Origin of the sequence: Longimicrobium sp. (assembly GCF_036388275.1) — a bacterium.
Classification (GTDB): Bacteria; Gemmatimonadota; Gemmatimonadetes; order Longimicrobiales; family Longimicrobiaceae; genus Longimicrobium.
The window spans coordinates 137,656-161,695 of sequence record NZ_DASVSF010000053.1 but is presented as its reverse complement, the minus strand read 5'-3'; the positions used below and the strand labels follow the sequence as shown (position 1 = coordinate 161,695).

Annotated in this window: 22 protein-coding genes; 14 read left to right on the top strand and 8 right to left on the bottom strand. The window is 69.0% G+C overall.

The window, feature by feature from the left end; translation table 11 throughout:
• Positions 1 to 35 precede the first annotated feature (35 nt).
• Entirely contained in the window at positions 36 to 1,817 is a 1,782-nt protein-coding gene (locus VF632_RS11065; protein ID WP_331022947.1) for a hypothetical protein, read from the top strand.
• Positions 1,818 to 1,974: 157 nt separating this feature from the next.
• Here VF632_RS11065 and VF632_RS28225 read toward each other — a convergent pair whose 3' ends face one another.
• Entirely contained in the window at positions 1,975 to 2,346 is a 372-nt protein-coding gene (locus tag VF632_RS28225; RefSeq protein WP_414682891.1) for an addiction module protein, read from the bottom strand.
• A 204-nt stretch (positions 2,347 to 2,550) separates the two neighbouring features.
• On the opposite strand from VF632_RS28225, the gene VF632_RS11060 reads away from it, so the two are divergent.
• Positions 2,551 to 2,961 carry a VOC family protein gene (locus VF632_RS11060; RefSeq protein WP_331022946.1) on the top strand — a complete coding sequence of 137 codons (411 nt, stop codon included), beginning with the start codon at positions 2,551 to 2,553 and terminating at the stop codon, positions 2,959 to 2,961.
• Between the two features lie 34 nt (positions 2,962 to 2,995).
• The gene (locus tag VF632_RS11055) at positions 2,996 to 3,349 is read left to right on the top strand and encodes a DUF2200 domain-containing protein (protein ID WP_349263991.1); all 354 of its coding nucleotides are present in this window, start codon (positions 2,996 to 2,998) and stop codon (positions 3,347 to 3,349) included.
• A 40-nt stretch (positions 3,350 to 3,389) separates the two neighbouring features.
• On the opposite strand, the gene VF632_RS11050 is transcribed toward VF632_RS11055, so the two are convergent.
• Positions 3,390 to 3,965, bottom strand: a complete 576-nt coding sequence (locus VF632_RS11050) for a GNAT family N-acetyltransferase (protein ID WP_331022944.1) — start codon at positions 3,963 to 3,965, stop codon at positions 3,390 to 3,392.
• Positions 3,966 to 4,071: 106 nt separating this feature from the next.
• Positions 4,072 to 4,596, bottom strand: coding sequence for a hypothetical protein (locus tag VF632_RS11045; protein WP_331022943.1), 525 nt, complete (start codon positions 4,594 to 4,596; stop codon positions 4,072 to 4,074).
• 381 nt (positions 4,597 to 4,977) lie between these two features.
• Here VF632_RS11045 and VF632_RS11040 point away from each other — a divergent pair, with 381 nt between their 5' ends.
• The 5 genes from VF632_RS11040 to VF632_RS11020 all read left to right on the top strand — a co-directional run bounded on the left by VF632_RS11040 (position 4,978) and on the right by VF632_RS11020 (position 11,750).
• On the top strand, positions 4,978 to 5,358 hold the full coding sequence (locus VF632_RS11040; protein ID WP_331022942.1) for a hypothetical protein: 381 nt from the start codon (positions 4,978 to 4,980) through the stop codon (positions 5,356 to 5,358).
• Between the two features lie 356 nt (positions 5,359 to 5,714).
• Positions 5,715 to 7,574, top strand: a complete 1,860-nt coding sequence (locus tag VF632_RS11035; protein WP_331022941.1) for a DUF885 domain-containing protein — start codon at positions 5,715 to 5,717, stop codon at positions 7,572 to 7,574.
• 158 nt (positions 7,575 to 7,732) lie between these two features.
• Positions 7,733 to 9,973 (top strand): putative bifunctional diguanylate cyclase/phosphodiesterase, encoded by a 2,241-nt coding sequence (locus VF632_RS11030; protein ID WP_331022940.1) that lies wholly within the window; start codon positions 7,733 to 7,735, stop codon positions 9,971 to 9,973.
• Positions 9,974 to 10,395: 422 nt separating this feature from the next.
• Entirely contained in the window at positions 10,396 to 11,040 is a 645-nt protein-coding gene (locus tag VF632_RS11025) for a DUF6875 domain-containing protein (protein WP_331022939.1), read from the top strand.
• Positions 11,037 to 11,750, top strand: a complete 714-nt coding sequence (locus tag VF632_RS11020; RefSeq protein WP_331022938.1) for a B3/B4 domain-containing protein — start codon at positions 11,037 to 11,039, stop codon at positions 11,748 to 11,750. Before VF632_RS11025 ends, VF632_RS11020 begins: the two co-directional genes overlap by 4 nt.
• On the opposite strand, the gene VF632_RS11015 is transcribed toward VF632_RS11020, so the two are convergent.
• A complete protein-coding gene (locus tag VF632_RS11015) occupies positions 11,747 to 11,935 on the bottom strand; it encodes a phosphopantetheine-binding protein (protein WP_331022937.1) in 189 nt (62 codons plus the stop codon). The two genes, VF632_RS11020 and VF632_RS11015, sit on opposite strands and share 4 nt — an antisense overlap.
• 437 nt (positions 11,936 to 12,372) lie before the next feature.
• On the opposite strand from VF632_RS11015, the gene VF632_RS11010 reads away from it, so the two are divergent.
• Complete coding sequence (locus tag VF632_RS11010) at positions 12,373 to 13,155, top strand: nucleotidyltransferase domain-containing protein (protein ID WP_331022936.1); 783 nt, start codon at positions 12,373 to 12,375, stop codon at positions 13,153 to 13,155.
• A gap of 216 nt (positions 13,156 to 13,371) precedes the next feature.
• On the opposite strand, the gene VF632_RS11005 is transcribed toward VF632_RS11010, so the two are convergent.
• From VF632_RS11005 to VF632_RS10990, 4 genes are all read right to left on the bottom strand, one after another.
• Positions 13,372 to 14,136, bottom strand: coding sequence for a DNA alkylation repair protein (locus VF632_RS11005; RefSeq protein WP_331022935.1), 765 nt, complete (start codon positions 14,134 to 14,136; stop codon positions 13,372 to 13,374).
• A gap of 8 nt (positions 14,137 to 14,144) precedes the next feature.
• The gene (locus tag VF632_RS11000) at positions 14,145 to 14,813 is read right to left on the bottom strand and encodes a YceH family protein (protein ID WP_331022934.1); all 669 of its coding nucleotides are present in this window, start codon (positions 14,811 to 14,813) and stop codon (positions 14,145 to 14,147) included.
• A 261-nt stretch (positions 14,814 to 15,074) separates the two neighbouring features.
• On the bottom strand, positions 15,075 to 15,431 hold the full coding sequence (locus VF632_RS10995; protein WP_331022933.1) for a hypothetical protein: 357 nt from the start codon (positions 15,429 to 15,431) through the stop codon (positions 15,075 to 15,077).
• 368 nt (positions 15,432 to 15,799) lie between these two features.
• The gene (locus VF632_RS10990) at positions 15,800 to 17,128 is read right to left on the bottom strand and encodes an aminotransferase class V-fold PLP-dependent enzyme (protein WP_331022932.1); all 1,329 of its coding nucleotides are present in this window, start codon (positions 17,126 to 17,128) and stop codon (positions 15,800 to 15,802) included.
• A 429-nt stretch (positions 17,129 to 17,557) separates the two neighbouring features.
• Between VF632_RS10990 and VF632_RS10985 the strand changes: the two genes are divergently transcribed.
• The 5 genes from VF632_RS10985 to VF632_RS10965 all read left to right on the top strand — a co-directional run bounded on the left by VF632_RS10985 (position 17,558) and on the right by VF632_RS10965 (position 23,985).
• On the top strand, positions 17,558 to 18,622 hold the full coding sequence (locus tag VF632_RS10985) for an SDR family oxidoreductase (protein WP_331022931.1): 1,065 nt from the start codon (positions 17,558 to 17,560) through the stop codon (positions 18,620 to 18,622).
• A gap of 47 nt (positions 18,623 to 18,669) precedes the next feature.
• Positions 18,670 to 19,635 carry a sulfate adenylyltransferase subunit CysD gene (gene cysD / locus VF632_RS10980; protein WP_331022930.1) on the top strand — a complete coding sequence of 322 codons (966 nt, stop codon included), beginning with the start codon at positions 18,670 to 18,672 and terminating at the stop codon, positions 19,633 to 19,635.
• A gap of 74 nt (positions 19,636 to 19,709) precedes the next feature.
• A complete protein-coding gene (gene cysN, locus VF632_RS10975; protein WP_349263990.1) occupies positions 19,710 to 21,605 on the top strand; it encodes a sulfate adenylyltransferase subunit CysN in 1,896 nt (631 codons plus the stop codon).
• Positions 21,602 to 23,059, top strand: a complete 1,458-nt coding sequence (locus VF632_RS10970) for a lipopolysaccharide biosynthesis protein (protein ID WP_331022928.1) — start codon at positions 21,602 to 21,604, stop codon at positions 23,057 to 23,059. Before cysN ends, VF632_RS10970 begins: the two co-directional genes overlap by 4 nt.
• Complete coding sequence (locus VF632_RS10965; protein WP_331022927.1) at positions 23,056 to 23,985, top strand: sulfotransferase; 930 nt, start codon at positions 23,056 to 23,058, stop codon at positions 23,983 to 23,985. Before VF632_RS10970 ends, VF632_RS10965 begins: the two co-directional genes overlap by 4 nt.
• The last annotated feature ends 55 nt before the right edge of the window (positions 23,986 to 24,040 follow it).

Here is a 24,040-nt window from a genome sequence, read left to right as displayed (position 1 = left end):
GGAGACGAGCGGCCGCTTCCCCGCGAGGTGCAGGCATGGCCAATCTCGACACGAACGCAGTCCGCTTCACCATCCGGGAGGTCACTCCCGAGGAAGCCGCGGAGTGGCTGAAGCGAGACCACCGGCCGCAACGGCAAAGCATACGGTATGTCGAGGCCTATGCCCGGGAAATGAGCGAGCGGCGGTGGCAGTTGAACGGGGGTACCATCATCTTCTCCGACGCGGGACAACTGCTGGACGGACGCAAGCGGCTTCGCGCCTGCGAACTGAGCGGAACCTCCTTTCCCGTGATCGTAGTGGAGAACGTCAGAGAGAAGGATTTTCAGACCATCGACGCGCTTCGTGCACGCACGGCGGTCGACACCCTCTACATCAGAGGCGAGGAGTTTCCCCGACGGCTCTCGGCCGTACTGAACATCGTGTACCGGTACTACCGGTACTACCAGCACCCGGGCGTCACGGAGTCGGTGGTGACCCCACGAGACACCCTGTTCCTTCTGGACCTGCGCCCGGGGATCCGCGAAAGCGTCCAAAAGACGGCGGATCTCTCCCGTGTGGGTTGGCATTCCGTTGCCGCCGCAGCCCACCATTTGGCGTCTCGCGTAGACCCGCAACGGGCCGACGCGTTCTTCGACAGGGTCGCCAGCGAGACTACGATGGAAGGCGATCCAGCAGACCTGCTCCGCAAGCAGCTGGAAGCGTCGACAGGGTCGGGCCAGGAACGAATGCTGGCGCTCACGATTCTGGCGTGGAACGCCGAGTACCTGAATGTTTCCCTGAAGACGCTGCGGTGGAGGCAGGACGGCGACCGGCCGCAGCGCTTTCCCACCGTCGCGGACCTGCCGGACGACGACGGCGCCGACTTGGAGCAGCAGCGGCAGCCGAACTTTGATGTGGCGGTCGACCCGCGGGATCTGGAGGTCGGAATCGAAACCATCACGCCAGCGAACGCCGAGCAGTTCCTTGCAACGAACGATAACAACCGCAAGATCATCCCGCGAACGGCGGAAAAGTACGCGCGTGACATGCAGGCGGGGAGCTGGGCACTCAATGGTCAAACGCTCAAGGTCAGCACCACAGGCAGGCTCCTGGATGGCCAGCACCGCTGCTACGCGGCGATGAAGGCGGGCAAGAGCTTTCAGGCCATCGTGGTGCGGGGGCTGCCGGACGCGATTTTTGAAACCCTCGACTCCGGGCCCGTCCGAAGCTTGGGCGAGGTGTTGGGCACGCGCGGTGAGCGGAACGTAAACTCGCTCGCGGCGGCATTGCAGAAGTTCTGGCTTTACGAGCAGGACATGCCGACATACAACACCCTACGGGGCAGCCATGCCGAGCTGCTTCGCGTTCTCGAGGAAAACCCAGAGATCCGCGAGAGCGTGCACTTTACCCTCACGCACCTTCGCGAAATAGTTCCTGGAGGTATCGCCGGCACCACGCACTGTCTCGCCGCCCGTACGCATCGCGAGCAGGCGGACCACTTCATGGCGCGGGTAGGCGACGGGGTGGAACTGAGGCTGAACGACCCGATCCGCCGGTTTCGCGAGTTGATGCTGCGGGACCGAGCGAACAAGCGAAATCCGTATCGTGAGGTGGAGAAGTGGGCACTGATGATCAAGGCCGTGAACGCCTTCTTCCAGGGCGCCCAAGTCAAGCAGCTCGTCTGGCGGTCGGGTGCCGGCGAGGGCTTCCCGCGAATGCTGGGGCGGATTCCCGCACCGCGTTCCCCGGCCGTCGATCAGGACGTGGAACCGCTCGCCGCAGCCCGGATGCAGGTCCAGGCGGGCGCCGCGGAACCAACTCAACTTCCGGGGCGGTGATCGGCAAGGGTCAATGCCGCGCTGCCGTCCCACCCTGTCGCTGATGCGCGACGCGGTGGAAGCGAGGTGAGGGAGGCGCCGTGAACGGCTGGCGGCGATGGTGAGCGCTCAACGGACGCGGGGGGATGATCTCCCCCTGCGCCCTGTCTGTTTCACATCAGTCCTGAAGGAAAGCAAAAGGACGCCGTGGAGCATCATCACGAACGAGATGGACCCGTACGAGTGCCCAGGTTGGAATCTCTGGGATGGCGATCTCACGAGGGTTGCGTAACGCCTCCAAAACCGCGGAGACGAGCGACGCCGTCGATTGGGAGCATGCGGGGATCAACGTTCGCCGAGACGCGCGCGAACCCGCGCGAGCGTCCGCGGCTGGCACGGACTCCGGTTCGCCTGCCAGGTATCGATCGTATCGCCGGTCCGCTTCTTCGAGCCACGCCTGCGCCACTTCGGCTTCGCTACCCGCCGGCTGTTCGTCTTCCACGCTGGCGAACAGCCGCTGGGCTAATTCGGCTCGCTCCGGGGCGGTCAGGTCCGCGCCTCGCTTCGAGTTCGTGAACAGTCAACGCAGTCAGCGACATAGTGCACTCCTGGCTAGAACGTTGCTAGACTCTCTTCGACTTGACAATGATCAGCGGATTCATGGGAAAACCTTTGTACAAGCGCGATGTCGGCCGTTCGATGTCGGCCCTGGTTCTGACGATTCTCTTCCACGATGGCAACTCATAGGAGCCAGATGAAGCTGTATACGCATCTGAACTTCGGGGGCAACTGCGAGGAGGCGTTCCGCTTTTACGAGGAGCACCTCGACGGGCGGATCACGGCAATGATCAGGGTGCGCGACCTTCCCGCCCACGTTCCCGGCCCGCCGGGCTCGCGGGACGCGGTGATCCACGCGCGCCTGAGCGTAGCCGGGGTCGAGCTCATCGGGAACGACGTACCGCCCGAGCACTTCCAGCCCGTACGCAGCTCGTACCTGTATCTCTCGCTCGATTCCATCGAGCTTGCGGAGCGCGCCTACGCGGCGCTTGCCGAGGGCGGACAGGTCAGCATGCCGTTGGGCGAGACGTTCTTCGCTCCACGATTCGCGCAGCTCCGCGACCGGTTCGGCACCCTGTGGACCATCCTCCACCCGCGCCCGGCGTGACGGCGGCCCAATACCTCGGAAACAGGGGTGCATGATGACCAAACACCGGATCTTTACGACGAGTGTCGCAAGCGTCTATCCGCACTACGTTGCGAAGGCGGAGAAGAAAGGACGTACCAAGCCGGAGGTCGACGAAATCATCCGCTGGCTGACAGGGTACAGCCAGGATGCGTTGGAGGCGCAGCTGGAAAAACGGACAGACTTCGAAACCTTCTTCGATGAAGCTCCGCGGATGAATCCTGCGCGGGCCCTGGTCAAAGGTGTCGTTTGCGGTGTCCGGGTGGAAGACATCGAAGAGCCGACCATGCGGGAAATCCGCTATCTTGACAAGCTGATCGACGAATTGGCGAAGGGCAAAGCCATGGAGAAGATCCTGCGGAACCCATAGCCGCGTACACGACGCATCTTCCAGAGGGCGTTCGTCGGCGTCAGCGCAGCTCCAGCCGCATCAGCACCCGGGGAAAGCCGTTGAGCACGGATGAGGTATCGGCCACCTTCCGAAACCCCACCTTCTCGAACAGGCCCCGCGTGCCGACGTACGCCATGGTCAGGTCGACCTTCGCGCCTTCATTGTCGACGGGGTACCCCTCGATGGCGGCCGCCCCCCGCGACCGCGCGAACTCGACCGCACCCTGCAGCAGGGGATGGGAGATCCCGCGCCCCCGGTGCCCCGGGCGGACGCGGATGCACCAGACCGCCCACACGTCGGCGTCCGTACCGTCGACAAGGGGGATCGTGCGGCTGTTCGCGAAGGTCGTCTCGCGGCGTGGCGCGACCGCCGCCCACCCGACGACCTCGTCGCCGTCGTAGGCCAGGACCCCGATGGGCCCCTGCTCCATGAGCGCGGCCACCCGCTCGCCACGCGTCGGGCCCCTGAGCGCGACGTTCTCCTTCGACGGGATGCGGTAGCTCAGGCACCAGCAGACGTTCGCGTCCGGCCGCTTGGGCCCCACCATCGTCGCGACGTCCTCGAACACGGTCGCCGGGCGAACCACGATCGGCATGTGCCCTCCGGGAAAGAACAGGGTTGAATGAGGCCCCGCGTGCACGGGTGGCGGGGCCCGCGGCGTCCAATCGTCACGGCGGTTGGACGTCCGCGCAATGGAGAGTTCAGACGCTGCGCTCGACCCTGACGACCTGCGGGGCCTGCGCGTCCATGAACATGAAGCACCTGCCAAAGAGTCCCTTCATCCCGAGCTTGTCGAACTTGTTGGGGCCGAGCGGCGTCAGCAGCACTTCATGCGTGGCAATCGCGCGCTGGTGCTGCTCCACGATTTCCTGCCAGTGCGCGGCTGCCACTTCGCTGAGCACTACGTTCAGTACATCATGTTTGTAGCCCACGAAGACGTTGCCGTCCTTCATGTTCATGGGATGCATGTCGGCATGTGCGTGGAAAACCCTGTGCAGCGCCTCCCTGGCATGGCTTTCTGCTTGCGCATCCGTCAGCCCGTCCGGAAGGAGGACGGCCGTGCCGTGGGCAAAGACCGCGAAGTCGCGCTTGGCGTTTGTGTAGTGCCGCACCCGTTCGATGATCCGGTCGAGCGGCTGCACGATCGATGGCCGCCAATCAGGCACCGGGGGAAACCGCTTCGGGGGCTCGCTTGGCGGTTCCTTCTTCTTGAACAGTCCGAACATTCATGCCTCCGGATGAGGAGCTGAAGCGCGTCCTGTTGCCGCCGGACCCAATGAGTGGGGCTCGAAGGTACAGAACGGCATCCCGTCCGCGATGGACACGGACCAGCATAGAAACCTTTCGAGTCGGGAGCAATGCTCCATCTACGTCAGCTCGCTGGACATGATTCGCCTGGACATGGGCCCGGCAACCACGGACCGCACCACGTTCCGGGTGCACTGACCATGCGCCACACTCGCCTCCGGACCCTCTTGCGCCTCCTGCTTGCGGCTGTGACGACGGCGTGCGGCCGTCGGGAGCCAGCGGCGGCACCGGCAGGGTGCGCCGAAGCGGCGCAGACGGTGCGGGCACCGGGCGAACTGACGGCGCGGGGGGGCGCGTGGATGGTGAACGGTACGCCCGACACGCTCTGGGTGGAGGCGTCCGTTACGAACTCGGGCGAGTCGCGCGTCGAAATGCGGTGGGACGCAATGGCGCTGCGGGTGCAGGCCTGGCGCGCGCCGGACAGCGCCGGGGTGGCCGCGTGGGACTCACAGCGCGAGACGGACCCGGCCACCGGCCGTGCGATGGAGTACCCTTCCTACGAGCGCGCGGACAGCCTGTCACCGGGCGTGTCCATCGTCCATCGTGAGTGGCGGCGCCGCGTTGCCGTCCCGGCGCTTCGCGGCGATACGCTGCCGCCCGGCACCTATCGGATAATGGCCACGCTGCGGCTGTCCGGCGACTCCATCCGCATCCCCGCCGGGTGCGTGCGGCTGGACTGAGCGAGCATGGCAACGAGGCACCTTCCGGGGATTCGTCGCGGAGCGGTCCGCCCTCTTTCGGAGTAGATTCATTCTCCGCATGTTTTGCGTGTCGGGAACGCCTGTATCCGCATCGGCCGGATCTCTCGTGCGGTTCCCGACCGCGGGGACCGACCCGCTCGTGCTGGCGCTGGTGCAGCTGGACGCCGGGCTGGAGCTGTCCGTCCTGCTCCGTCCATCACGCAGCGGCTCATGGCTCCTCCCTGGAAGCCGTAACGCGGCGAGCAGGGGCGGCCTGCGCCGGCAGCCGCCCGGCCGCCGTCCCGCCGCGACGCGGGCCCGCGCAGCATCACCCATACGCCTGGAATCGAGCCTCGATGATGTGGAACGCTCCGAACACCCACGGACTCCTCACGCGCAGGGAGATGCTGGCCGCCCTTGCATCCGTCGCCGCGCTGCCGCTCGTTGCCGCATGCGGCGGCGCCGCCCGCACGGTGCCGCAGGCCGCGCCAGGCGATGCCGACCGGAACGCCATCGCGCTCCTCGACCGCATCGGGGGCGACCTCCTGCATCTTTTCCCCGAGCTGGCCACCTCCCTTGGCCTGGACGTCGGCGCGCGAGCCGAGCTCCGGTCCCGGCTCGCCGACCGCTCCGCGGCGGGGCAGGGGCGGATCGCCGCGCAGCTGCGCGCGGACCTGGGCGCGATCGCGGCCGTCGACGCCAGCCGCCTGTCGCACGCCGTGCGGACCAGCGTGGAAGTCGTCCGCAGCGCCTACACCACGGCGCTCGAGGGATTCGCGCTTCCCTACGGCGACATCACCGTGGGCGGCTGGCGCAACACGCCGTACGTCGTCATCCAGAACGTCGGGGCCTACCTGGACGTTCCCCGCTTTCTCGACAGCGACCACCGTGTGGAGAACGCCGCCGACGCCGAGGCGTACCTGGCGCGGCTGCAGTCGTACGCACGGCAGGTGGACGGCGAGCTCGAACGCGTGCGGGAGGCGCGCGCGATCGGCATGGTCCCGCCGGCCTTTTTGATCGACAAGGCGCTCACGCAGATGCGCCTTTCCGCGCAGGGGGCACGCGACGGGGGAATGCTGGTGGAGTCGCTGGAGCGGCGGACGCGCACCATCGCCGGCGACTGGGCCGGGCGCGCCCGGCGGATCGCCGCGCAGGAGGTCGCGCCGGCGCTCGACCGGCAGATCCGGGAGCTCGAGGCGCAGCGCGCCGTCGCCACGAACGACGCGGGCATTTCCGCGCGGCCGCACGGCGAGGAGTTCTACCGCTGGGCCCTCAAGGCGTCGACCACCACGACCATGTCGCCGGACGAGGTGCATGAGCTCGGCCGGACCGAGCTGGCGCGGCTGCACGCGCGCATGGATACCATCCTGAAGGACGCCGGCTACACGCAGGGCAGCGTGGGCGAGCGGATGAAGGCCCTGGCGAACGATCCGCGCTACCAGTTCGCGGAGGGCGACTCGGGGCGCGCCGAGATCATGCGTTTCATCGAAGACCGGCTGGCGTGGATCCGCGCGCAGATGCCGCGGGCGTTCAACACGGTCGTGGATCCGAACATGGAGGTGAAGCGCCTGCCGCCCGAGGAGGAGCCGGGCGCGCCGGCGGCATACGGAGGCGCCGGGTCGGTGGACGGGGCGATTCCCGGCCGCTTCTGGATCAACCTGCGCACCACCGACCTGCACAGCAAATACAGCCTGGCGGACCTGGCCTTCCACGAGGCGATCCCCGGCCACATCTGGCAGGGCGAGTACACGCACGACATGCCGCTGGTGCGCCAGATGCTGGCCTTCAACGCGTACTCCGAGGGGTGGGCGCTCTACGCCGAGCAGCTCGCCGACGAGCTGGGCGCCTACGACCAGGATCCCGTCGGGCGGCTGGGCTACCTGCAGTCCATCGCGTTCCGGGCCTGCCGCCTCGTGGTGGACACCGGTCTGCACGCAAAGGGGTGGACGCGCGAGCAGGGCGTGCGGTTCTTCGTCGAGGTGAACGGGTCCAACCCGCTGGAGGTGGCCAGCGAGGTGGATCGCTACTGCTCGTGGCCCGGGCAGGCGTGCGGCTACAAGGTGGGCCACAGCGAGATCAACCGGCAGCGCGAGCGCGCGCACGCCGCGCTCGGCGCGGCGTACGACCTCAAGGCGTTCAACGACGCCGTGGTGCGGGGCGGCAACGTGCCCCTCGACGTGCTCGCGAAGAACGTGGACGAGTATCTGCGGCGATAGCGGTCCGCGCCAGTCGACGGGTCCCGTCATACCGAAGCAAGGAGAGATTTGATACGCGCGAGCCAACCGGTCGAACTCTTCTCCACCGCCATCTCCGAGAGATCGGACCCGCCGGCCGGGCTGGTGCCGCCTGCCGCCGTGAGGGACCCCTGGCTGCCGTGAACGACGACGCCCAGCCGTCGGGTGCGGAACGCCGGCGCGCGCAGCTTCCCGACAAGGACGTGCTGACGGTGCGCTGGTTGGCCGTGCTGGGGTCGGTGGCGGTGGTGGGGTTTGGATACGTGTACCGCGTGGTGCTGCCGCAGGCGCACGACCCCTGGAGCTACCGCTTCGGCGTCGCCGGGGTGTGCCTGGTGGTGGCGGCGATGTCGTTCATCCCGGGGCGGCCCGGGTTCATTCCCGCCGTCTACACGCTGTTCGGCGTCATCACCGCGTGGGTGGTGGTGCTGCTGGGGATGAACGACTTCGCGCCGGAGTACGCGCTGGGGCTGGTGGTCATCTCCGCCATCATCAGCGCCGTCCTTCGCAGCACCCGCGCGCTGGCGGCCTACGGCGCCGCGACCATGGCGGGGGTGGCGCTGGTGGCCGCGCGCATCCCCGAGCCGCGGGTGAGCCCGCTGCTCTTCGGCAGCTACCTGGTGGTCATCCTGGTGCTGTTCTACGTCGTCGTCCGCAACCGGCTGCGGGCCGAGCGCGAGATCGCCGCCAGCGAGGAGCGCTACGCCCTGGCCGCGCAGGGGGCGCACGACGGATTGTGGGACTGGGACCTGCGCCGCGGCGCGCTGTACCTGTCCCCGCGCTGGAAGGAGATCGTGGGGTGCGCGGACGGCGAGATCGGCAGCGACCCGGCGGCGTGGTTCGGCCGCATTCACCCCGACGACCGCGCGCGGGTGGACGCCGACCTCTTTCGCCGCGGCCAGGGGGCAGACGGCCTGTTCGAGAGCGAGCACCGGGTGCGGCACAGCGACGGCAGCTGGCGGTGGGTGCTGGTGCGCGGCGTGTGGGTGACGGACTCGCGCGGCGCCATCGTGCGGATGGCGGGGTCGCAGACCGACATCAGCCAGCGCAAGCGCTTCGAAGAGCAGCTGGTGCACGACGCCCTTCACGATTCGCTGACGGGGCTGCCCAACCGCGCGCTCTTCCTGGACCGGCTGGAGCGGGCCATCGCCCACACGCACCGCCACCCGGAGCGCCAGTTCGCCGTCATCTTCCTGGACCTGGACCGCTTCAAGGTCATCAACGACCGCGTGGGCCACCTGGCGGCGGACCAGGTGCTGCAGGCGGTCGCCGAGCGGCTGCTGCGCTGCCTGCGCGCGGGCGACAGCGTGGCCCGGCTGGGCGGGGACGAGTTCGCGCTGCTGCTGGAAGACACCGACGAGCCCGCCGTGGCCGCGCACCGGGTGCAGCACGAGCTGCAGGCGCCCTTCGAGGTGGCCGGCCAGCAGCTGCTGGTGACGGCGAGCCTGGGGATCGCCATCAGCTCTACCGGCTTTTCGCGCCCGGTGGACGTGCTGCGCGATGCCGACGCGGCCATGTACCGCGCCAAGGCCCGCGGCCGCGCGCGGGTGGAGATCGCCGACGCGGAGCTGCACGCGCACTCGCTGTCGCAGCTGGAGCTCGAGAGCCAGCTGCGCGAGGCGGTGGAGAACGGGGAGCTGCGGCTGCACTTTCAGCCCATCGTGGTGATGGAGTCGCGCGAGCTGGTGGGGTTCGAGGCGCTTCTGCGCTGGCAGCACCCCGGGCGCGGACTGATCGGGCCCGAGGCGTTCATCCCGCTGGCCGAGCAGACCGGGATGATCATGCCCGTGGGGGGCTGGGCCCTGCGCGAGGGGTGCCGGCAGATGCAGGAGTGGCGGGGCGCGTACCCCGAAGCGCACCGGCTGTGGCTGAGCGTGAACCTGAGCAGCCGCCAGTTCCTGCACCCGCGGCTGGTGCAGGAGATTCATGGCGTGCTGGCCGAGACGGGCTTTCCGCCCGACCGGCTGCGGCTGGAGATCACGGAAAGCGTGATCATGGACGACCCCGCCACCGTCACCCAGGTGCTGCGGCGGCTGCGCGACTCGGGGATCCGGATGGCGCTGGACGACTTCGGGACGGGGTACTCGTCGCTGGCCTACCTGCACCGGCTGCCGCTGGACACGCTCAAGATCGACCGCTCGTTCGTGCACCAGATGCACACCGATCCCGCCCTGCAGGCCGTGATCCAGACGGTGATCTCGCTCAGCGACTCGCTGCGGCTGGACACCGTGGCCGAGGGGGTGGAGACGGACGAGGACGCCCGCGCGCTGCACCGCATGGGCTGCCGCCTGGGCCAGGGCTTTCTCTTCTCCCGCCCCCTCGCCCCCGCCGACGCCGGCCGCATTCTCGCCGCCCTCCCCGCCGTCCTCGCCGCCCGCTGACCCCGAGACTCGTTTCGGATCGATACTCCCGCGCCACTCCGCGAACGGGCCGAAGCGTCGGCGCGGGCTCCGAACGGCATCATGCTCGCGGACGCGCCGAAGGTTCGCTGGACCGACGGGACGAGGGCGCGCCCCGCACAGCAGCACCGGCGGGCCACGCGCACGAGCCGCGGCCTGGTACATCGGAGAAGTTCACCCCACCGACACAGCGGAGGAACGGACGCTTCACTCCCCCATCCCGAAGCCCCCTCGGTGAACGGCGAGTTCGTCACCAGCCTGTCGGCGGTATCGTTCAGGGCGTCTACCCGGAGCGGAGCCGAACGCACCGATCAAGCGATATCGAGAAAAGGTTGACACCTTCCGATACGGTCGTTAGCCTGGGATGTCGCGATACGTTTGTCTCCCCCTCCTGCGAACGCAAAATGCCTGCAGCACTCCTCAACCCCGAAATGATTCAGGTCGCATCGACGGTCATTCAGTGGGCGCGGGAGTTTTTGGCAACAGAAAACCCTCAGATGAAAAGACCAGTTGGAAGCAAGGTGGTGTGCCCGTTCGTCGGGCCATCCTTGGACAACAACTCTTTCTATCTTTCTCTTCACCCCGAAATTTCAGGAAAAGACGCGGGGCAGATCGAAAGTCTGGTGCTGGAATACATCAGGACCTTCAAAAAGCTCGGTCCGTTCGCGCCAGGGGATTGCACACGGAAATCTTTGCTACTCGTCTTTCCTTCCCTTCCAGACAACCAGGGCCGGGTACTGGACATCGTGCATGAGAGTGTAAAATCCGTGTTCGTTGAAAGCGGTTTGATGATCGGTCAGTTCCACAAGAACTGTAAAGAAGCAAGTGTATACAATCGCGGATTCCTGGTTTCTCAATCACCGGTCGCCCTGATCGCAATTCGGCACATGGCCGTCCACGACATACTATTCGTCAAGAACTCGCGAGAGTGGTTCAACGCATATAATCTCCACTTTGGTGAGAAATTCAACCGCCCGGAGAAGATCGAAGAGTACAACCGTCATTTGATCGATCATTACTTCGAAGCAAAGGACAGGTGGCAAAATTGAGGTATACCATCGATTCGGAGGTGTTCCGCGATGTCCCGGAATTCGTTCGGGGTATCGTAGTGATCGAGAACCTGGATAATTCTGGTCAGCACGAGCGTTTAGGCTCTCTATTCAGGGGGGAAATGTACCAGGCTGCGGAAGATGGTGGTAGAACAACGACGGATCCTCGAATCACTGCTTGGGAGGAAACGTACAAGACGTTTCCTTTGCCGCGCGGCGAGCGGATACATCCCGGTCATGGCACCCTGCTCAAACGGCTCAAGAAGGGCGACGCCGAGCGGATCCCCTTCATTTCCCCCCTGGTTGCCATTTCCAACATCATCGCGGTAAAGTACATGATGCCCTGTGGGGTCTTCGACACCGGCCGTGTCACAGGCGATCTGATGTTGACGGCTGCCACAGGCGAGGAAAGCTTCCTTCCATTTGGGAAAGACACGGCGACAGGTGTTGTTTCAGGTGAGGTGATTCTACTGGATTCCGGTCAAAACACAGTCGTTTGCCGCGCTTGGAACAGTCGTGGTGGACAAACCACCGCCGTTTCCGCAGACACGAAGAACGCCATCATCGACATTGATTGTTTGTCACGCATCGTAGGCCATGATGTTCTGGATGAAGCCCTTTCCGAAGCGGTGTCTCTGGTCAGCCAGTTCTGTGGCGGTCTGGTCCGTGTGGAGCGCCTTTCTTCTGACAATCGCCAGATCGCAATCTAACGCTCGCTGCTGTCCAACCGCCCAGCGTTCAGCTGGAAGGCGAAAGCAACGCCAACTGGGGCGAGCGTCTCGTACAGGGTGCGCACCGGCAGCTCCGCACCCAGGCACTCGCGCACGCGGGAGATGAGCTGCGCCGCCAGCAGCGAGTCGCCGCCGAGCGCGAGGAAATCGTCGTCCGCGCCCACGGGCCCACGCCGAGCATCTCCTCCCACACCCGCGCTGCGGCCGTCTCCGTCTCCCCGTGCAGTGCGACGAAAGGCGCTGGACAGGGTACGCGGGGAGCGGAACCCGGCGCTGCCGCTCGCCCTGGGGCGTCTCCCGCGTCTGCCGGGCGGCGCAGCGGGGCGGCCACGGCGCGCCCGCCCCGTGCGTCGGGATGGCGGCGCACCAGCTTTCGGTGCGCGGCCCGGGAAGGGGCGCGTCCTGTCCGGGCGGTGGCGTCATCCGTTCCCATGATGCTTGACGGGAATGGTGGGGCAGGTTATCCATGTGTTGGAGCCCGCCGAACGCGCCGCAGGCTCGCGTCCTGTCGCAATCCGAGCGGACGCGCCTGCGGAAACGTCTATCCCCGGCCCCGGCGAGCCCCGCCGTACACCTACCCCAGCCTGAGACGGTCGAGCCGATGAGTGTTGCCACTGAGTCCGTACCGGTTTTCGCGATCGCTCCCGCCGAAGACGGCCAGATCGCCTTTCCGCCGGCCATGGAGGCGCGCTTCAGGCCGGGGCTGGCGGCGGTGCACGACGAGATGCTCGCCCGCGAGGAGGTGATCGCGCTCCTCTGCTTCGGCTCGGCGCCACGCGGCGAGGCCAAGCCCAAGTCCGACCTGGACGTCCTCGCTCTTACGAACGGCACCGAGTACTGGAAGCGGAGCCGCATGATCAACGGCGTGGAGGTGCAGCTGCAGGTGGGGCCCCTGCAACACTGGCGCGAGGACATCGAAAAGGGAAACCCCGCCATGATCGATGCGTTCGCCACGGGCGAGCTGCTGTTCGACCGGACGGGCGAGGCCACGGCGCTCAAGCGTGACGCGGAGGAGCGCTTCCGGGCGGGGCCGGCGGAGCCCGGCCCCAAGTTCTTCCAGCGGCAGCGCTACGCGATCACCAACATCGTGCTCGACCTGGAGGACATGGCCGAGGACAGTTTGGAGGCACGCGTGCTTGCCGGCTTTATGGTGCTGGAGGCGCTGCGCTTCTGGTGCGCGGCTCAGCGGTTCTGGCCGAACCGCAAGCCATGGGTCATGCTGCGCCAGCTGCAGGGCCGCGACTCCTCGCTTGGCGCGAAGATCGAGAGCTTCTACACCTCGTACTCGTCCGTTCACGCCATCGCGTTCACGGACGCGGTGCTGGAGGGGGTGGGCGGCCGCCTGTACGAGCTCTCCACGGACCCCGAGCCCGTCCCAAGCTGACGGTTCATTTCCGCACGAGCCCCCGATGCGCGCACGCGCCTCGGGGGCTCGTTGCTTTCAGCGGGGGAACAGGGAATCGACGGCCGTGCGAAGCAGGTGCGCGGACGGACACGGGCAGACTCGTTCAATGGGCGGTGGCCCAGTCGCTGGCGCGCACGTTCCCAAGACGTCCGCGCGTACGGGATCAAGCGCGAGGCGCTCTGCGCCCGCCCCCGGTCAGGGTTCCCGATCGCCCGCTTCCCGTTTCCCCGGCACGGGCCGAAGGTAGGCCGCGCGCAGGTCGGGCGGAAACTTCTCGATGGCGTAGCGCAGCATCGTGCGGGGCATCGTGCGGTGGTGCCGGCGGAGGAACGCCTCTTCCGCGGCGCGGTCGCGGTTGCCCACCTCGCGCAGCATCCAGCCGACGGCCTTGTGGATCAGGTCGTGCCGGTCATCCACCAGCATCTCCGCGATCTTCAGCGTGGTGCCGAAATCGTTATCGCGGATGAAGTGCTGCGTGGCGAGGATGGCGATCCGCCGCTCCCACAGCGAGTCGGACCGCGCCAACTCGTCCAGCACCGTGCGGTCCCCCGCCTGCAGGTGCGCGCCGACCACGTGCGGCGCGGACGTATCCACCAGGTCCCAGTTGTTGATGTACTCCGTGCTCGCCAGGTACAGGCGGTAGATGGCCTCGCGCGCGACCTCATCGCCTCGCGAGTAGGCGTCCGCGAGCAGCAGGCAGGCGAGCAGCCGCGCCTCGTGCCAGGGGGAGCGCAGCAGCTCCGCCGTGCGCTCCAGCGGCAGCCCGCGGTACTCGCGTACCAGCCCGCGCAGCACGGGCACCCGAATGCCGAGAAACTGGTCTCCCTCGGCATACTCGCCCGGCCCCGTGCGGAAGTAGCCCGCGACGAACCGCGCGTGCTCGGGATCGCCCAGCGCCTGGAGGCGCGCGCGGATGTCGTCCGCGGTGGCGGTCGGGTTCGTCGGTGCGCGCATCTTCATGCGCGTCCTTACTGGAATTGGGAGCGGAATGCTTCGAGATCGGCGCGCAGCGCCGTGACTTCGGCCCGGAGCTCCTCCACGGTACGCTCCAGCGCGGCGACACGGTCGTCCTCCGGACCGGCGCGGCGGGTGGCGACGGGCCGCTCTTCCTCCGCCGCGGACGCCTCCGCCTGCGCCGGCTCGCCGCCCAGCAGGTGCGCGTAGCGGACCTCCTTCTGCCCCGGGCGGCGGGCGAGCCGCGCGACGAGGGGCTCTGGCTCCCGCGCGATCAGCGATTCCAGCAAGTTCTCCAGGTCGGTGAGGTCGGCGAACGGATGCAGCCGCTCGGTGCGCGCGTACAGCTCGCCCGGCGTCTGCGGTCCGCGCAGCATGAGCACGCCCAGCACGGCGAGCTCGGGCCGTACGAGCCTCAGCTCTTCGTCCAGCCGGTGCTCGAACTTGGTCACCCGCGACCCCGCCCGCTGGATCTGCCGCAGCAGCCCACGGTGGCGGAGCGCGACCGTCGCCGGCACCAGCGCGTCCTCGTCCAGCCGCATTACCGGCTCGCGGTTGGTCGTCTGGTTGCACGCGGCCAGGAGCGCGTTCAGGGAAAGCGGGTAGTTGTCGGGCGTCGTGACCTCCTTCTCCAGGAGCGAGCCGAGGATACGCACTTCTACATCTGTCAGCGGGGGATGCACGGCGGGTCTCCTCTGTCCGAAATCGTCCGGGAACGTACGAGGCGGAGGGGTGGCGCTCTCTGCGCGCCCTCCAGCCTCCAGCAGCGGTGCTCGGGATTGCGCGGATCGTGCCCGGCGGGCGGGTGGCCCGCCCGTCACACAGCCGTCACTCTAGAGTATCCGCGTCGCGGCGCGGCAGCGTCGCAGGAACGGAAGACGGGCCCCCTCGCATTGCGGCGAGAGGGCCCGTCCCAGTTGGTTGCATCCGCGACCTGGTGCGCCTCAGGCCGGGCAGAAGAAGTACGTGCTATCCGTGCTCGTCCCGTTCCAGCTGTCAGTGACGGTCACGGAGACGGTGCGCCATCCCCAGTACGGATAGCAGGTGATGTCGCCGCCGCTCACGCCGTCGGCATCGTACTGCTCCTGAAACGGCCACGACCACTCGAAGCTGTACTCGCCGCTGCCGCCGGACGCCGTGGCCTCGCACGTCTGGCCGTCGATGTGGCACGACATGGTGACCGAAAGCGTCGTAGCGAACTGGCTGGCTCGCGCCGTTTCCGGAGCGGCGGGTGCCGAACTCGCGGTGGCGGCGAGCGCCGCGACCAATCCTGCGACCATTCCGAGCGTACGGTAGCGCATGGAGACCTTTTCCGGCTGGGGATGAAAGGAGGGGCACGCGTGCGGCGGGCAGGCGTTCAGGCGAGCAGTCCTCGCGTGCGCCGCATCCACAAGAACGTGCCGGTAATGTGAGTGTATGTGTCGTGTGTCACTGCGCGCAAGGCGCTTGGCGGAAGACTTGGTATCCGCCGCGTGAGCCTCAGTGGACGGTGCACGATGTTTGCATCAGGTTGGATCAGGTGGTGCTAGAATGCCGACGCTACCCCCGGCCTCCTTCCGGGCACGGCTGATGAACTGCCTGATCAGCTCCTTCATCCTTGTACGCGGAACGCCCCGGTGAAAGCCGGGGCGTTCTGCGTACAGCCGTGCACGATGCCTTTCCGTCGACGCTATCCCGCGGCCACGCGGGCCAGCGCCGCCACGAAACGGTCCAGCTCGGCGGGCGTGGTGTAGACGTTCGGGCTCACGCGCACGCCGCGGATTTCCGGCGCGCGCGCATTGCCCGCCATCGCCTGCACCAGGATGCGGTCGGGCTGCCGGAGCCGCTTCTGGATCTCCTGCGGGTCCATTCCAGGGACTTCGATCACCGTCAGCCCGAGGCCCATCGACGGGTCGTCGCCGGTGTAGAAGCGCGCATTCGGCAGGGCGGCGGCGGCCCGCGCGCGCCAGTACGAGGACAGGTACCGCAGCCGCGCCGCCTTGCGCGCCGCCCCAAGCGTTCGATGGAGCGCCAGGGCGGGGAGCGACGCCGGCTCCACGTACGCCGGCGTCGTGCCGATCCACTCGAAGCGCCCCATTCCCGTCACGTGCGGCGCGGGGGGGACGAGGGGCCACACCTTGGAAACGTGCGCGGGCCGCATCCACAGCACCCCCATCCCCACCGGAGTGCCCAGCCACTTGTGCGCGCTGGCGCCATAGTAGTCGCAGTCCAGCGCGGACACGGGGTCCTCCAGCAGCCCCAGCGACTGCGCGCCGTCCACCACCACCTCGGCGCCGACGCGGTGGGCCGCCGCGGCGATGCGCCCCACGGGAAGCAGCTGCCCCGTAAGGTTGCTGGGGTGCGTCAGCAGCACCAGGCGGGTGCGAGGCCCCATCGCCGCCTCGTACATCTCCGCCAGCGCGTCCAGCGACGGGGCGGGCACCGGCGGCCGGAGCATGCGCAGCACCACGCCGTCGCGCGCGCGCCGCTGCTCCAGCGCATCCAGCATCGCATAGTAGTCGTGCGCCGAGCAGACGATCTCGTCGCCCTCGCGCAGGGGAATGCCGAGCAGCACCGTGTCCAGCGCCTCCGTGGCGTTCCTCACGAGGGCGATCTCCCCCGGCGGCACGCCCATGGCTTCAGCCAGGGCCTGGCGCACGGCGGTGTTGGCGACCTCCTCCCACAACTTCGGCAGCTGCTCGGCCGGCAGCGCCTCCAGGGCCCGCGCGCCGCGCACCAGCTCGTCCACGGCATCGCGCGGGGCCGGGTTCGTCCACCCGTGGTCCAGGTTCAGCACGTCCGGCTGCAGCGTGTAGGCGCGGCGCACGCCGGCCCAGAACCGCTCGTCCTCCGCCAGCCGCGCCGGGTCCGACCCCGGTCCCAGTGCCGGCAGCTCCGACGCCGCCCAGTCGTTCGCGGCAAGGCCGGCCCTCATCCGCTCCGCGGCGGCCACGGGCGCCAGGGCCAGGGCGCCGAGCGCGCCGGCCCCACGGGAAAAGAACTCGCGACGGTGGATCATGGGACGGCTCCGGACGAGAGGTCACGGGAAGCGGGGGAGTGCGGCCCGGGCAGGGCCGCCTTGCAGGAATACGCGCGGAAACGCCCCGATCCACTGCCATCCGACGGCACTCCGTTCCGCACGGGCCTGCGTCGCGGGTCGACCGGCTCCGCCGCAGGGCTTGCCCAACGAGACGCGGCCGTCTTCCCCGGTCCACGAGTGGCCCTGTACGCGCGCCGTGCACTTGCCCGCGCGCACCGGGCCGGTTTATCTTGTACGCCTGGACGGCCCGCCCCTCCGGGGCGCGCGGCGTCCCAGGCGGCTCCTGCCGACCTCCCGGGTTTTCATGTGGCGGGCTCGGCCTCTCAACGGGGGCCCTGCGCCGCCTCTGTGTTCATCCGCCGAATGTCCCGGCGCTGCCCTCCGGCAGTACCCACGACGATAGGGTCAATGGAAGGCTTTGAAAGCGTGGTGTCCCGCCTTCGCGAAGAGCCGCGCCGGTGGCTCGTCACCGGCTGCGCCGGGTTCATCGGCTCCAACCTGGTCGAGCAGCTGCTGGGGTTGGGACAGCACGTGGTGGGCCTCGACAACTTCGCCACGGGGCATCGCCGCAACCTCGACGACGTACGCCACATCGTCGGCGAAGAGGGGTGGTCGCGGTTCCGCTTCGTGGAGGGCGACATCCGCTCGCTCGAGGTCTGCCGCGAGGCGTGTGCGGGGGTGGAGGTGGTGCTGCATCAGGCGGCACTCGGTTCCGTCCCCCTTTCGGTAGACGACCCCCTGACCGCCAACCAGGTCAACGTCGACGGCTTCCTGCACATGCTGGTGGCCGCGCGTGACGCGGGAGTGCGCCGGTTCGTGTATGCGGCGTCGAGCGCCGCCTACGGAGACGACCCGCAGCCGGCCAAGGTCGAGGACTCCGTCGGCCGGCCGCTTTCGCCCTACGCCGTCACCAAGTACGTCAACGAGCTGTACGCGGGCGTGTTCGAGCGCACCTACGGCCTGGGCACGGTGGGGCTGCGGTACTTCAACGTCTTCGGCCCCCGGCAGGACCCGGAGGGGGCGTACGCCGCCGTGATCCCCCGCTGGGTGGGCGAGCTGCTGTCCGGCCGGCGCTGCGTCATCCTGGGCGACGGCGAAACCAGCCGCGACTTCTGCTACGTCGACGACGTGGTGCAGGCCAACCTGCTGGCCGCCTTCGCCACGGGTGAAGGGGTCACGGGCGAGGTGTACAACGTGGCCTTCGGCGAGCGCACCACGCTCAACCAGCTGTTCGGCATGATCCGGGACAGCCTGGTGCCGTACCGCCCCGAGGTAGCCGGCGCCCGCCCCGAGTACGGCGACTTCCGCGCCGGTGACATCCGCCACTCGCAGGCCGACATCTCCAAGGCCCGCACGCGGCTGGGGTACCGGCCGGAGCACACCCCCCGCTCGGGGCTCGCCAGGGCGCTGCCCTGGTACGCCGAAAACGTGGGTACCGGCGCCGCCGAGCCCGCGCTGGCCTCCTCGCCGTAGGCGAGCGGCCCTTCTTTCGTTCTGATTTCCGTCAGGTCGTGCCGTCCATGCAAGCTACGCTGATCAAGGATCCCGCCGGCGAGGAGCAGGCGCCCGCCGCCTCGTTCCCGGCCTCGTACCGAAAGAGCCACCTCGACCTGCTCGAGTCGGAGGCCATTCACGTGATGCGCGAGGTGGCCGCGCAGTTCGAGCGCCCCCACCTGCTGTTTTCCGGGGGCAAGGACTCCATCGTCATGGTGCACCTGGCCCGCAAGGCCTTCTGGCCCGCACCCTTTCCCTTTCCGCTGCTGCACATCGACACGGGGCACAACTTCCCCGAAACCATCGACTTCCGCGACTGGCTGGCCGCCGAGACTGGGGCCGGCCTGGTGGTGCGCTATGTCCAGGACTCCATCGACCAGGGCCGCTGCGCCGAGGAAACGGGTCCCGGGGCCAGCCGCAACGCCCTGCAGACCGTCACCCTCCTCGACGCGCTTCGCGAGCTCAAGGTGGACGCGGCCTTCGGCGGGGGGCGCCGCGACGAGGAAAAGGCGCGCGCCAAGGAGCGCTTCTTCAGCCACCGCGACGCCTTCGGGCAGTGGGACCCGCGCAACCAGCGCCCCGAGCTGTGGAGCCTGTACAACGGCCGCAAGGCGCCGGGCGAGAACTTCCGGGTGTTCCCGCTTTCGAACTGGACGGAGATGGACGTGTGGCAGTACATCGCCCGCGAACGCATCGCCGTGCCCTCGCTGTACTTTTCGCACCGGCGCGACGTGATCATGCGCGACGGCCAGTGGCTGGCGCGCTCGCCCTGGGTGACGCTCGAGGCCGGCGAAACCGCCGAGGAGCGCACCGTACGCTTCCGCACCGTCGGCGACGCCACCTGCACGGGCGCGGTGGAATCGGCGGCGGCGTCGGTGGAGGAGATCATCGTGGAGATCGCCGCGGCCCGGGTGACCGAGCGGGGCGGGCGAGCCGACGACCGGCGCTCCGAGGCCGCCATGGAAGACCGCAAGCGGCAGGGGTACTTCTGATGCAGGTGCTGAACGAAACCGCTCCGGCGGGCGCAGACGGCGCGTGGGAGCAGGCCGCCCGGCAGTACCGGGAGATGGACCTGCTGCGGCTGACCACCGCGGGAAGCGTGGACGACGGCAAGAGCACGCTGATCGGCCGCCTGCTGTACGACACCAAGTCCATCTTCGAGGACCAGCTCGAGGCCATCGAGGGCGCCAGCCGCCGCCGGGGCGAGCTGTACCTGAACCTCGCCCTGCTCACGGACGGCCTGCGGGCCGAGCGTGAGCAGAACATCACCATCGACGTGGCGTACCGGTATTTCGCCACCCCGCGGCGCAAGTTCATCATCGCCGACACCCCGGGGCACGTGCAGTACACGCGCAACATGGTGACGGGGGCGTCCACCGCCGAGCTGGCCATCGTGCTGGTCGACGCGCGCCGCGGCGTGCTCACGCAGTCGCGGCGCCACGGCTTCATCGCCTCGCTGCTGCGCATTCCGCACGTGGTGGTGGCCGTCAACAAGATGGACCTGGTGGATTTCAGCCGCGACGTGTACGACGAGATCGTGGCCGACTACACCGCCTTCGCCGAAAAGCTGGGGATCACCGACCTCACCTTCATTCCCATCTCGGCGCTGCACGGCGACAACATCGTTTCCAAGAGCGAGCGCCTTGCCTGGTACGACGGGGCCACGCTGCTCCACCACCTGGAAAACGTGAACGTGGGCGCCGACCGCAACCTGGTCGACTTCCGCTTTCCCGTGCAGTACGTGGTGCGCCCCCACCAGGACTTCCGCGGCTTCGCGGGAAAGGTGGCGTCGGGCACCATCACGCCGGGCGAAGAGGTGGTGGTGCTTCCCTCGGGAAAGACCACCCGGGTCGCCGCCATCGAGACCATGGACGGCCGCCTCGCCGAGGCGGCCGAGGGCGACTCGGTGGTGCTCACCACCGAGGACGAGGTCGACATCTCGCGCGGCGACATGATCGTCCGCCGGATGAACCTGCCCACCGTGGGCAGCCGCTTCGACGCCATGCTGTGCTGGATGGGCGAGGCGGAGCTGGACCCGTCGGTTTCGTACGTCGTCCAGCACACCACCCGATCGGCGCGGGCCCTCGTGTCGCGCGTGGTGTACCGGGTGAACGTGGATACCCTTCACCGCGAAGAGGTCGACCGGCTCCAGCTGAACGACATCGGCCGGGTGGAGATCACCGCCTCGGTGCCGCTCTTCTTCGACGCGTACCAGCTGAACCGCGCCACGGGCAGCTTCATCCTGGTCGATCCGTTCACCAACGCCACGGTGGCCGCGGGGATGATCCGCGGCCCCGTGCAGACGGCGGACGAGCTGTTCGCCCCCCGCCCGGCCGCCCCGGCGGCTTCGCCCGGCGTGGTGTGGGAGGAGTGGAACGTTCCGCGGGAGGAGCGCGAATCGGCCCAGGGACACGCCGCGGCGGTGCTCTGGTTCACCGGGCTGTCGGGGGCGGGCAAGAGCACCATCGCCCGGGCGCTGGAGCGGCGCCTGTTCCAGGCGGGGGTGCGCACCATGCTCCTGGACGGCGACCAGCTGCGCCACGGGCTGAACGCCGACCTGGGCTTTTCGCCCGCCGACCGGGCCGAGAACGTCCGGCGCGTGGGCGAGGTGGCCCGCCTGTTCTTCGAGCAGGGCTCGGTGGTGCTGTGCACCTTCGTGTCGCCCTACCGCGACGACCGCGCCCGGGCCCGCCAGCTGGTCCCCGAGGGCCGCTTCCTGGAGGTGCACGTGGACTGCGCGCTCGACGAGCTTCGCCGCCGCGACCCCAAGGGGCTGTACGCCCGGGCCGACGCCGGCGAGGTGGTGGAGCTCACGGGGGTGTCCGCCCCGTACGAGGCCCCCGAAAACCCGGAGCTGCGGCTGGACACGGCCGGGGTGGAGGTGGACGAGGCGGTCGAGGCGCTGCTGGCGCTCCTCCGGGAGCGGGGCCTGGTCCCGGACGCGGACGCCGGGCGCGCATGAGCCTGCCGGCGGGCCCGGGGGCGGTAGCGGTGAAGGGCGGGGAAGGCCGCGGCGCGGCTCCCGGCCGTGCACGGGGGGCCGGCGCGCTGGAGGGCGCGGGCGTGCCGGGCGGGGGGATGAGGCGCAACGCGCTGCACAGCCTGGCGCTGAAGCTGGGCTACACGGCGCTGACCATCGGCACGGCGGCGCTGATGGCGCGGCTGATGGGGCCCGACGGCTACGGCGTGTACGCCTTCGTGTTCGCGGGGGCGTCGCTGCTGGCCATGCCCCTGCAGCTCGGGGTGCCCACGCTGGTGGTGCGGCAAACCTCGGCGTACGAGGCGCAGGGGCGGTGGGACCTGGTGCGCGGCCTCTTTCGCCGGGCCGACCGGGGGCTGCTCGCCTTCGGGCTGGCGCTTGCCGTGGTCGCGCTGGCCGCGCTGCCCTTCATCCCGGAGACGCCGGGGAGCGGCATGCGCCAGACGGTGCTCTGGTCGCTGCTGCTGGTGCCCGCGGTGGCGCTGGGCAACACCCGCGGGGCGGCGCTGCGCGGCCTGCACGCGGTGGGCGCCGGGCTGCTTCCCGAGCAGCTGATCCGCCCGGCGGCCTTTCTGCTGCTGGCCGCCGCCGCCGCGCTCCTGGTCCCCGGGGGGCTTACGGCCCCGGTGGCCACGGCCAGCCACGTGGCCGCCGCGCTGGTGGCGCTGGCGGCCGCCAGCTGGATGCTGCGCCGCAGGCTGCCGGCCGGGTACCACTCGGCGGCACCCGCGTACGACGACCGGGGCTGGCTGCGCAGCGTGGGCCCGCTTTCGCTGCTGGCCGGGGTGCAGGCGTGCATCCAGCACTTCGACGTCTTCGTCCTGGGGCTGTTCGCGTCGACCGAGGACGTGGCCCTGTACCGCGTCGCCCTGCAGGGCGCCACCCTGGTGGCCTTTACGCTCAACGCCACCAACGTGGCGCTGGGGCCGCAGATCGCGCGGCTGTACACCCGGGGCGACATGGACGGCCTGCAGCGGATCCTCACCCGTACCTCGCGGGTGGCGCTGGCCACGGCCTTGGTGCCGGTGGCGCTCTTCGTGGGAGCGGGGCGCGAGCTGCTGTCGGCGGTGTTCGGGGCCGGCTACGCCCCCGCCTACGCCGCGCTCGTCATCGTGGCCGTCGGCGAGCTGGCCAACGTGGCCGCCGGCTCCGTGGGGCTGGCGCTGAACATGACCGGCCACGAACGCGACGCACTGCGCGGGCTGGGCGCCGCCGCCGCCGTCAACGTCGCGCTGAACCTGCTCCTGATCCCGCGCTTCGGGATGGAGGGGGCAGCGGTGTCGATGGCGCTCGGGCTGGTCGCCTGGAACGTCCTGCTGTCGGTGTTCCTGTACCGCCGGACGGGGCTGGTGGCCTTCGCCTTCGCTCCCCGCGCGCTCCTGCGGCGGCGGCCCACGGCCGCGGCCCTCTCGACCGAATCTCCGCCGGAACCATGAGACGGCCCGACTTCTTCGTGATCGGTGCGCCCAAGTGCGGCACCACCTCGCTGGCCCGCTGGCTGGCCGAGAATCCCGGCGTGTACGTGTCGCCGGTCAAGGAGCCCTTCCACTTCAGCACCGACCTTCACCGGCAGGTGCGGACGCCGGCCCAGTACGAGGCTCTCTTCGCCGGGGCGGGCGAAGGGCACGCGGCAGTGGGCGAGGCCACCACATGGTACCTGTACTCGCGCACCGCGGTGGGCGAGATCGAGCGGTACAGCCCGGGCGCCCGCTACGTGGTGTGCCTGCGCAACCCGGTACAGATGGCTCTTTCGCTGTACCAGCACCTGGTGTTCACCGGCCGCGAGGACGCGCCCGACTTCCAGACGGCGTGGAGCCGCCAGGAGGCGCGGGCCCGCGGCGAGGGCATCCCCCGGTCGTGCGAGGAGCCCGCGTTCCTGCAGTACGGCAGCGTGTGCGCGCTGGGCGAACAGCTGCAGCGGCTGTACGCGCGCGTGGGCCGCGACCGCGTGCTTCCCATCCTGCTGGACGACATGCGCGACGACCCCGCGCGCGAATACCGGCGCGTGCTGGCGTTTCTGGGCGCCCCCGACGACGGCCGGTCGGAGTTTCCCGTGCGCAACCGGGCCAAGCACCCCCGCTCGCTGCGCGTAGCCCGGGTGATGCGCTGGGGCGCCGCGGTGCGCGACCGCATGGGGCTTCCGCGCGGGCTGGGGCTGGGGCGCCTGAACGTGAAGTCCGAGGGCCGCGTGGCCTCCGACCCCGCGACGGTGCACATGCTGGGGCGGTTCTTTGCGGCGGAAGTAGACCTTTTGCGCGCCCTCCTGGGACGCCCCCTTCCGGAGTGGACGGGCTCGGCCGAGGCCGCCGGACCGGATGCCGGGAGCACGCAACCGGTTGCCATTTCGCGTGTTCGGCCCTAGATTACGCGCTCCCGCCGGGTGGCGTGCCTTTCCCTACACTTCCGATTCCGCTTCC